This window comes from Actinoallomurus sp. NPDC052308, assembly GCF_040679195.1.
Taxonomy (GTDB): domain Bacteria; phylum Actinomycetota; class Actinomycetes; order Streptosporangiales; family Streptosporangiaceae; genus Actinoallomurus; species Actinoallomurus liliacearum.
Genome location: NZ_JBFAUM010000022.1, coordinates 122,753 through 131,372, shown reverse-complemented (window position 1 = coordinate 131,372; position 8,620 = coordinate 122,753). Strand labels below are relative to the sequence as shown.

The following is an 8,620-nucleotide window of genomic DNA, read 5'->3' as shown; positions in this document are numbered from 1 at the left end:
CCGACGAGAAGGCGGCCTACCGCTACCGGTACAGCGGCCTGCGGCTGAACCTGCACACGGGCGGCCACTATGTCCTGGTCTCCGACGGCTGGACCCCACGGCACGGCGTGGTCATGCTGATCGCCGATGACGACCCCGTACGCCTGGAGTTCGTACGCGAGCGGTGAGCCGGATCCTGTCAGTGCCGAGGGTTCTCGTCGTCAGAACGACGGAAACCCCCGGCGCGGCGGCCGTGCCTTAGGATTCCCCGGCTGCCGTCGTCAGCGGGCGGCGGGGACGGTGCGGTGCTCGCGGACGCGCGGGCGGCTCGTGGGCTCCGAGGTGCGGGCGGCTTCCGCCTTGAGGGCCGGGCGGCGCCGCATCCAGAAGTTGTTCCGGGCCCAGTCGAGGCCGTCGCGGCTGTCCGCGCCCACGAGGGGGCCGAGCACGGCCAGGGCGATGAACATCGCGAACACGATCCACATGGTGGACTCTCCTCCGTCATCAGTCTTCTTCGCGGTTGGTACTTACATTGTCGGCCCCGCAACTATGAAGGTCCAGCGAGCATTACTGCATGAAATCTGTAAGCTCTCCTGAATGATTGACCTGACCCGGTTGCGGGTGCTTCGCGAGCTTCAGCTGCGCGGCACGGTCGGCGCGGTCGCCGACGCGCTCGGCTACAGCCCCTCCGCGGTCTCCCAGCAGCTCGCCCAGCTCCAGAAGGACGTCGGAGTGCGGCTCACCGAACGGGTGGGCCGCCGCCTGCGGCTGACCGAGGCCGGGGAGACCCTGGCCCGCGCCGCCGACGGCCTGCTCTCCCAGGCGCGGCAGGCCGAGGAGGCCGCGCGGGCCGCGTCCGGGGTCGTGGCCGGGACCGTCCGGGTCGTCGCCTTCCAGACCGCGCTGCTCAACGTGGTGGCGCCCGCGCTGGACACCCTGTCCAGCCGCTACCCGGACCTCGTCGTCGAGGTGCTCGACGACGAGTTCGAGCGCGCCCTGCAGGCCCTCGTCCTGCAGGAGGTCGATCTGGTGATCAGCAACCAGTACGACGCCGTCCGGCGCCCGCGTACGGCCGGGCTGGCCGACGAACTGCTGCTCACCGAGCCGATCCGGCTGATCCTGCCGGCCCGGCACCGCCTGGCCGCCTCGGAGTCGGCGGTGCGGGTGGCCGACCTGGCGGGCGAGGTCTGGGCGTCCGGATATCCGGGGACCGCGCACGCGGAGCTCATCGAGCGGATCTGCGTGGAGCACGGCGATTTCCGGCCCGAGATCCGGTACCGCTCCAACGACCTGCTCGTGACCCTCGCGCTCGCCGCGCACGGCCAGGCGGTCGTGCTGCTCCCCGAACTGGTCCGGTTCACCGACCAGTCCGGGATCGCGGTGCGCGACCTGGCCGACACCGACGTACGGCGCCGCGTGATCGTGTGGACGCGCCGGGACGGCGACGTACGGCCGTCGGTGCGCGCGGTGCTCGACGCCCTGCGCGCCGCCGCCGACGGGCTGGCCGCCGTGCGCCCGGGCGTGACCCGCGGCGAGTGATCCCTGTAGGGCCTGGTCGGAGCGCTCGTCCTGCCGCTCGCTCCAGGGGAGAGGTGCATCCAGCGTTACCCCGGAGACGGAGGACCGCACCATGGGCGTCGCGTCGGCCCGTCGGTTGAATCGAGCCCATGGACAACACACGCACACGAAGATCGCTGGTGCTCGTCGGGGCCGTTCTGGCCGCCTCCATGGCGGGCGGCGCCGCGACCGCCTCGGCCGCTCCCCCGGCCACGGGCACGCTGCCGCCGCTGGACCCCACGGTGCTGCGCGCCGCGATCGCCGGGCTGCCGAACGCCACGGTGACGGGCGCGATGGTGAAGATCACCGGGCCCGCCGGCCAGTGGAGCGGCACCTCCGGTGTCGGGAACGTCCGGACCGGGACGCCCGTTCCCGCGAACGGCCGGTTCCGGGCCGGCAGCATCTCCAAGGTGTTCACCGCCGTGGTCGTCCTCCAGCTCGCCGCCGAGCACGAGGTCGACCTCGACCAGTCCGTCCAGCACTACCTGCCGGGCCTGCTGCCCGCCTCGTACCCGAGGGTCACCGTCCGGCAGCTCCTCGACCACACCAGCGGACTGCCGCACGACGGCAGCCTCGGCGAGCCGCAGGGCGACCCGAACCAGTGGTTCGTGGACCACCGCTTCGACAGCTGGACGCCCCAGGAGATCGTCGCCGACGCGATGCGGTTCCCCATGGACTTCGCGCCCGGCACCCGGCAGCGCTACAACGGGCTCAACTACTTCGTCGCCGGACTGCTCATCGAGAAGGTGACCGGGCGCTCCTACGCCCACGAGGTGCAGCGGCGGATCCTCCGGCCACTGCACCTGAACGCCACGTACGTCCTGGACCGGCGGGACCCGCGCCTGCCCGGCCCGCATTCCCACGGCTACGTCGCGGTGACCACGAACGGCACCACCGTGCTGCACGACGTGTCCGAGCAGAGCCCCTACCCGTGGGCCGAGGGCGGAATGATCTCCAGCGCGGACGACCTCACCCGTTTCATCCGCGCCATCTTCCAGGGCCGCGTGGTGCCCCGGTCCGTGCTCGGCGCGATGTTCACCGTGCCGAACGTGGAGTACGCCGACCAGAACAACTGCAACATCGGGCCGGGCGCCGGCCGCGCCTGTTACAGCGCGGGCCTGATGCGGACGACGCTGCCGAACGGCCTGACCGGCTGGGGCAAGACCGGCTCCCGCCCCGGCTACACCAGCGGCATGTTCGCCACCCGCGACCTCCGCCGCGTCCTCGTCTACTCGATCAATCCGACGGGCAACAAGGACGGGTCGGAGCAGCCCTACGTCATGAAGATCGCCGCTGCGGCCTTCGACCCGTCACTCGGCGCTCCCCAGAAGTCCGCGCCCGGCCCGCGCTGACGCCGCCCTCAGCGGGGACGGCGGGAGCCGGCGTCGCGCTCGCGGCGGACGGTGGGCTTGCGACCCTTGATGGTGGTCCTGCGGAGGGCCTTGATCACGTCGTCGGCCGCGCCCTCGGGGATCTCGACCAGGGAGAACCGGTCGGCGATCTCGATCGTGCCGATGTCGCGTCCGGCCAGGCGGGACTCGCCGGCGATCGCGCCGACCAGGTCCTGCGGCCGGATGCCCGCGCTGCGGCCGGCGCCGACGAACAGCCGGGTCATGCCCTCCGCGGGGCCGCGGTCCCGGCGATCGCGGCGGCCGCCGTCCCTGCGGTCGCGGCCGTCCCGCCGGTCGCGGCCGTCACGGCCTGGCTTGTAGGTGACCTCCGGGATCTCCTCCTCGTCGACCGTCGCCCCGCTGGAGTCGTAGGCGAGCTTGACCGCGGCGAGGGCGACCTCCATGACGTCGAACTCCTCGGCGAGCGGCTCGACGACCGCGAGGAACTGCTGCAGGTCGTCCTCGAGCAGGCTCTCCTGCAGCGCCGCGCGGGTCAGCTCCATTCGCCGGGCCCGCAGGTCGGCGACGGTGGGGACCTTCTGCACGGCGATCCGCTGCTTCGTCTGGCGTTCGATCGCCTTGAGCATCCGGTGCTCGCGCGGCTCGGCGAGGGTGATCGCGACACCCTCGCGGCCCGCGCGGCCGACCCGGCCGATGCGGTGCACGTACGTCTCGGGCGCGGAGGGCACGTTGTAGTTGACGACGTGGGTGAGCGACTCGATGTCGAGCCCGCGCGCGGCCACGTCGGTGGCGATGAGCAGCTCGGCGGTCCCGTTGCGCAGCCGGCCCATGACCCGGTCCCGCTGCTCCTGGCTCATCCCGCCGTGCAACGCCTCGGCGCGGTAGCCGGAGCCGTTCAGGCTCTCGGTGAGCTGGTCGACCTCCTCGCGCGTACGGCAGAAGACGATCGCGGCGGTGGGCGACTCGACGTCGAGGAGCCGGCCGAGCGCCGCCGGCTTGTGGGCCCGGCCGACGACGTACGCGTCCTGCCGCACCTTCGGCGCCTCGCCCGGGGCGGGCGCCTCGCGGCCCATCTGGATCCGGACGGGCTCGCGCAGGTAGCGCCCGGTGATGTTCTCGATGCGCGGCGGCAGCGTGGCCGAGAACAGCACGGTCTGCCGTTCTTCCGGCGTCTCCTGGAGGATCGCCTCGATGTCCTCGGCGAAGCCCATGTCGAGCATCTCGTCGGCCTCGTCGAGCACGACGGCCCGGACGGTGTCCAGCTTCAGGGTGCCGCGGCCGATGTGGTCCAGGGCCCGGCCCGGCGTGGCCACCACGACGTCGACCCCGCGCTCGATCGACTTGATCTGCCATCCGATCGGCTGGCCGCCGTAGATCGGCAGCGCCCGCACGCCCATCTCCCGGCCGTACCGGTGGAACGCCTGGGAGACCTGGACGGCCAGCTCCCGGGTCGGCACGAGGACGAGGGCGACCGGTCCGGCGCCCCGGCGGCCCTCGGCGGACGTCCGCTGCAGGATCGGCAGCGCGAACGCCGCGGTCTTGCCCGTCCCCGTCGCGGCCTGGCCGACGAGGTCGCTGCCATCGATCAGCGGCGGGATCGCCTCACGCTGGATGGGCGTGGGCTCCTCGTAGCCCAGCCCGGACAGCGCGTTCAGCAACTCCGGCCGGAGCCGCAGGTCCGCGAAGCTCACCGCGCCGTCGTCCGCACCTTCGGCCACGCCATCGCCCAGGCCTTCGGTCGCGCCGGCGTCCGTGCCTTCGGTCGCGCCGGCGTCCATACCATCGGCCACAACGGCGTCCGTGCCTTCCGTTACGCCGTCGGACTCGTTCGGGGTCATCATCGACTGGTCCTTCCCAAAGCTCACCTCTACGCCTACACCGTCCCGATCGGCGCCGTGCGACCGCACCCCAGGTTGGAGCGTTCCCCATGGGCGGGACCGCTGGGACGGGCGCGCGGGAGGGCACGGCCGGAGAGGGCCGGAACGCTCAAGGTGGGTAGGTGCCGGGACGACGCGCCGATCAGGGCTTGCGCCCCACGCCCGCGATCGCCCAGAAGCTCTCAGGGTCGACGGCGGGTACGCCGGAGTCCGGACGCCAGGCCGGGACCTTGACGATACCGGGCTCTGCGATCTGAAGTCCCTCGAAGTAGGGCTCGACGTCCGCCAGGGTGCGGACGTTGCGCCGCCGGCTGCCGCGGACGATCAGTTCGTCCTGGTAGAGCTCGGCGAGCTTCTCGGTGACCTCGGGCCGGGTGTCGGAGATGGGGTGGGTGATGGCGATGTGACTGCCGGAGGCGATCGCCCGGCGGAACCCCTGGACGACGCGCAGCGCGACGTCGTCCTCCGGAATGACGGTGAGCACGCCGACGAGCAGGATCCCGACCGGCTGCGTCAGGTCGACCAGCTCCGTCAACCGCGGATGGGCGAGCAGTTCGTCGGGGTCGCGCATGTCGGCGCGGATGACGGCGGTACGGGAGGAGTCGGGGAGCAGCGCCTGAGCGTGGTTGACGACGAGCGGGTCGTGGTCGACGTACACGACGCGCGCGTCGGGAGCCGTGGCGCGCGCGGCCTCGTGCACGCTTCCCTGGGTCGGCAGCCCGCAGCCGACGTCGACGAACTGCCGGATCCCGGCGGCCGCCATGAAGCGCACCGCGCGGTTCAGAAAGCCCCGGGACTCCCGTGCCATCATCGGCAGTTCGGGCGCCAGGGTGAGGGCACGTTCGGCGGCCGCCCGGTCGGCGGCGAAATTGTCCTTGCCCCCGAGCATGTAATCCATTATCCGGGCCTCGTTGGGCATGGTCGGGTCGAAGCCGGATGACCTCGCACCAGACTGCACCTTCGCCCCCTCACCGACCACCACGGGTCGAATGATCCCAGAAACCGATGCCTACCGCTGAACTACGCGACAACGGTTCAAAGCGGAGCATCCGGAAGATCCTCCGGCCGTACGATCGTCAGGTCCTCCTTCATCGGCGTGCGCAACTCGGCGACCCGCTGCGCGTGGTGCTCGGTGATCCGCTGGAACACCTGCCGGGCCGCGCGGCCGTTGCCGAACCGCGCCCCGCGCGGGTAGCGCTCGAAGAACTCCAGGAGCCGGGCGAGGGTCTCGTCCGGCAGGTGGTAGTCGTGCTGACGGGCCTGGTGCTGCACGATCCGGACGAGCTCGTCGGAGGAGTAGTCCTCGAAGGTCAGCGTGCGGGTGAACCGCGACGCCAGCCCCGGGTTCGAGTCGATGAACCGCTCCATGTCGCCGGGATAGCCGGCGGCGATCACCACGACCTCGTCGCGGTGGTCCTCCATCAGCTTGACCAGCGTGGCGATGGCCTCCTGCCCGAAGTCGTTGCTCTGCCCGTACGGCACCAGGGCGTACGCCTCGTCGACGAACAGCACGCCGCCCAGCGCCCGTTTGAAGACCGCCTGCGTCTTCGGCGCGGTGTGGCCGACGTACTCGCCGACCAGGTCGCCGCGGTCGGTCTCGACCAGGTGACCGCTGGACAACAGCCCGAGCGCGGCGAGGATCCGCCCGTAGAGCCGGGCGACCGTGGTCTTGCCGGTACCGGGGTTGCCGGCGAAGACCAGGTGCCGCGACAGCGGCGGCGGCGAGAGCCCCACCTCCTCCCGGCGCTTGACCATCTGCATCAGCTTGGCCAGTGAGGCGACCTCCTGCTTGACGCGGCTCAGGCCGACCAGCCGCTCGAGCTCGGCGAGCAGGTCGGCCAGGTCCTCCTTGCCGTCGCCCTCCGCGAGGGCGCCACGGGCGGCGCCGGCGGGCGACGCCCCCGGCCGCAGCACGGCGGGCCGGCCGCGCTCGGCGGCCGGAATGGCGCTGGTCGCGACGTTGCCGGTCCGGCAGTCCTGGAAGACCGGCTCGGCGCCGTCCGCGACGGTGAGGTCCTCCTTGGTGTCGTGCACCAGGCAGCGGCGCACGGTCGGCGTGGCGTGCGGGCCGACGTACAGCGAGGGAAAGCCCGTCTCGGAGATGTCGCAGTCCTCGAGCACCCCGGCGGCGCCCTCGTTGAGGTACACGCCGTTCTTGCCGCACCGGGCGATCGTCACCGACCGGACCCGCGGGCGCGCGCCCGTCCAGATCACCAGCGCGCTGCCCTCGGTGTCGCAGATCTCGGCGTCCTCGATCCACGCATCGCTGCCCTCGTCGAGGAAGATCCCGGCCGAGCCGGTCCTCGAGACCTTGCCGCCGCGGATCAGCACGCCGGTGTCGGGCCCGACCTCGATCCCGGTGCGCGCCACGTCGGAGACGTCACAGTCGTCGAGGAGAGGCCGGTGCCGGGTGGTGATCTGGGCGCCCATCTCGACGTCGCTGATCCGGCACTCGCGCAGCACGGCGTCGGCCCCCTCGATCGACACCCCGGCCAGCCGGGCGCGTTCGATCCGGGTCCGCTCGGCGAACAGGTCGGCGCGCTCGTCGACCCGTACGCCATGCTCGGGCGTCTCGCGGACGTGGCAGTCCTGCAGCGTGGCCCGCGCGCCGCCGCCCAGGTGGACGGCGGTGAACGCCGTCCTGGCGATCTCGCACTCCCGCAGCGAGACGACCGCGTCGCCCTTGCAGTGCACCCCGTTGGCCCCCGACCGGGCGAACACCGAACGGCGGGCGCGCACGGCGGCCGCGCCGGTGACGACCAGCGCCGTTCCGGAGACGTCGACCGCGCGCACGTCCTCCAGGTCCAGCCGGCACGTCCCGGTCGCGACGATCGCCACGGCGTCCGTCTCGCGGACCTGGCAGTCCTTCAGCCGGGCGGCGGCCTCACCGCGGACGAGCACGCCCTCCGCCTTGGTACGCACGATCTCGCAGCCCTCGAGCCGGACCCGGCGGTCCTCCAGCCCGGCGGAGGCGCCCTCAGTTTCATCCCCCCGGTGCGCCGCGGCCGGCGTCTGCTCCGCCGCCCCCGCGGAGTCCTCCAGGCGCACGCCCTGTGCCCCGGAGTCGTGCAGCTCGCACCCGCGAAGGGAGGCGTACGCCGCCGCGCTGATGACCAGCGCCGCGTCCCCCGACCCGCCGATCTGGCAGTCGGTGAAGATGCCGTGGGCGGCGCCGCTGAGCTGCAGGCCGGGGCCGCGCGCCCGGTCGACGACGGTGCGGACGCACTCGACCTGGACGGAGCCGTCGAGCCGCACGCCCGCGCCGGCCACGGACCGTACGGTGCAGTCCGCGATGATCCCCTTGCTGGTGCCCGTCACCCGCACGCCCGCCTGACCGGCGTCGCGCACGCCGCAGCCGCGCAGGGTGAAGGTGGCGTCGGTGAAGGTGATGCCGCCACCGCTGATCTCACAGCGTTCGAGGACCGGCGCGCCGTCGCGGCCGAGCACGGCCACGTCCGCCGACCCGGCCGCCTCCAGCGTCAGGTCGCGCACGGTCGCCGAGCAGCCGTGCAGGCTCAGCGCGGGCCCGTGCGGCGAGACGACGCGCACCGTGCCCGCTCCCTTGGCCGCGACGATCGTGACGTTCCGGTCGACGATCAGCGCCTCGTTGTAGACGCCGGGCTGGACGGAGACCACCGCGCCGTCGGCCGCGGCCCGCACGGCGGCGCCGATCGTACGATGCCCGCCCCAGGCGCCGGGCGCGACGCGCTGCCAGCCCGCCTTGACACGGAACTCCTCACGATCCGTGTTCCCTGGCATACCCACGCGATCAAGCTTGCCAGGCTCACCTGCCGCACGCGAGTGCCCGGCCCCACCATTCCCCGGCCGTATCGTCCGATTCGTGATGCGGTAACC

General features: G+C 72.6%; 6 protein-coding genes. 2 read left to right on the top strand and 4 right to left on the bottom strand.

What is annotated here, in order from left to right:
• Positions 1-260: 260 nt before the first annotated feature.
• Positions 261-464, bottom strand: coding sequence for a hypothetical protein (locus AB0L00_RS35080; protein WP_364441557.1), 204 nt, complete (start codon positions 462-464; stop codon positions 261-263).
• A 112-nt stretch (positions 465-576) separates the two neighbouring features.
• On the opposite strand from AB0L00_RS35080, the gene AB0L00_RS35075 reads away from it, so the two are divergent.
• The gene (locus tag AB0L00_RS35075; protein WP_364441556.1) at positions 577-1,518 is read left to right on the top strand and encodes a LysR family transcriptional regulator; all 942 of its coding nucleotides are present in this window, start codon (positions 577-579) and stop codon (positions 1,516-1,518) included.
• A gap of 128 nt (positions 1,519-1,646) precedes the next feature.
• A complete protein-coding gene (locus AB0L00_RS35070) occupies positions 1,647-2,888 on the top strand; it encodes a serine hydrolase domain-containing protein (protein WP_364441554.1) in 1,242 nt (413 codons plus the stop codon).
• Between the two features lie 8 nt (positions 2,889-2,896).
• Here the strand turns inward: AB0L00_RS35070 and AB0L00_RS35065 are convergent, their stop codons facing one another.
• From AB0L00_RS35065 to AB0L00_RS35055, 3 genes are all read right to left on the bottom strand, one after another.
• On the bottom strand, positions 2,897-4,678 hold the full coding sequence (locus AB0L00_RS35065) for a DEAD/DEAH box helicase (RefSeq protein ID WP_364441552.1): 1,782 nt from the start codon (positions 4,676-4,678) through the stop codon (positions 2,897-2,899).
• A gap of 229 nt (positions 4,679-4,907) precedes the next feature.
• Entirely contained in the window at positions 4,908-5,723 is an 816-nt protein-coding gene (locus AB0L00_RS35060; protein ID WP_364441560.1) for an SAM-dependent methyltransferase, read from the bottom strand.
• Positions 5,724-5,800: 77 nt separating this feature from the next.
• A complete protein-coding gene (locus AB0L00_RS35055) occupies positions 5,801-8,524 on the bottom strand; it encodes a right-handed parallel beta-helix repeat-containing protein (RefSeq protein ID WP_364441559.1) in 2,724 nt (907 codons plus the stop codon).
• Between the last annotated feature and the right edge of the window lie 96 nt (positions 8,525-8,620).

Excerpts from the sequence above, each read along its gene's own strand:
- AB0L00_RS35070 (WP_364441554.1), top strand. The coding sequence starts at position 1,647 with ATGGACAACACACGCACACGAAGATCGCTGGTGCTCGTCGGGGCCGTT.
- AB0L00_RS35075 (WP_364441556.1), top strand. The coding sequence starts at position 577 with ATGATTGACCTGACCCGGTTGCGGGTGCTTCGCGAGCTTCAGCTGCGC.
- AB0L00_RS35080 (WP_364441557.1), bottom strand. The coding sequence starts at position 464 with ATGTGGATCGTGTTCGCGATGTTCATCGCCCTGGCCGTGCTCGGCCCC.
- AB0L00_RS35055 (WP_364441559.1), bottom strand. The coding sequence starts at position 8,524 with ATGCCAGGGAACACGGATCGTGAGGAGTTCCGTGTCAAGGCGGGCTGG.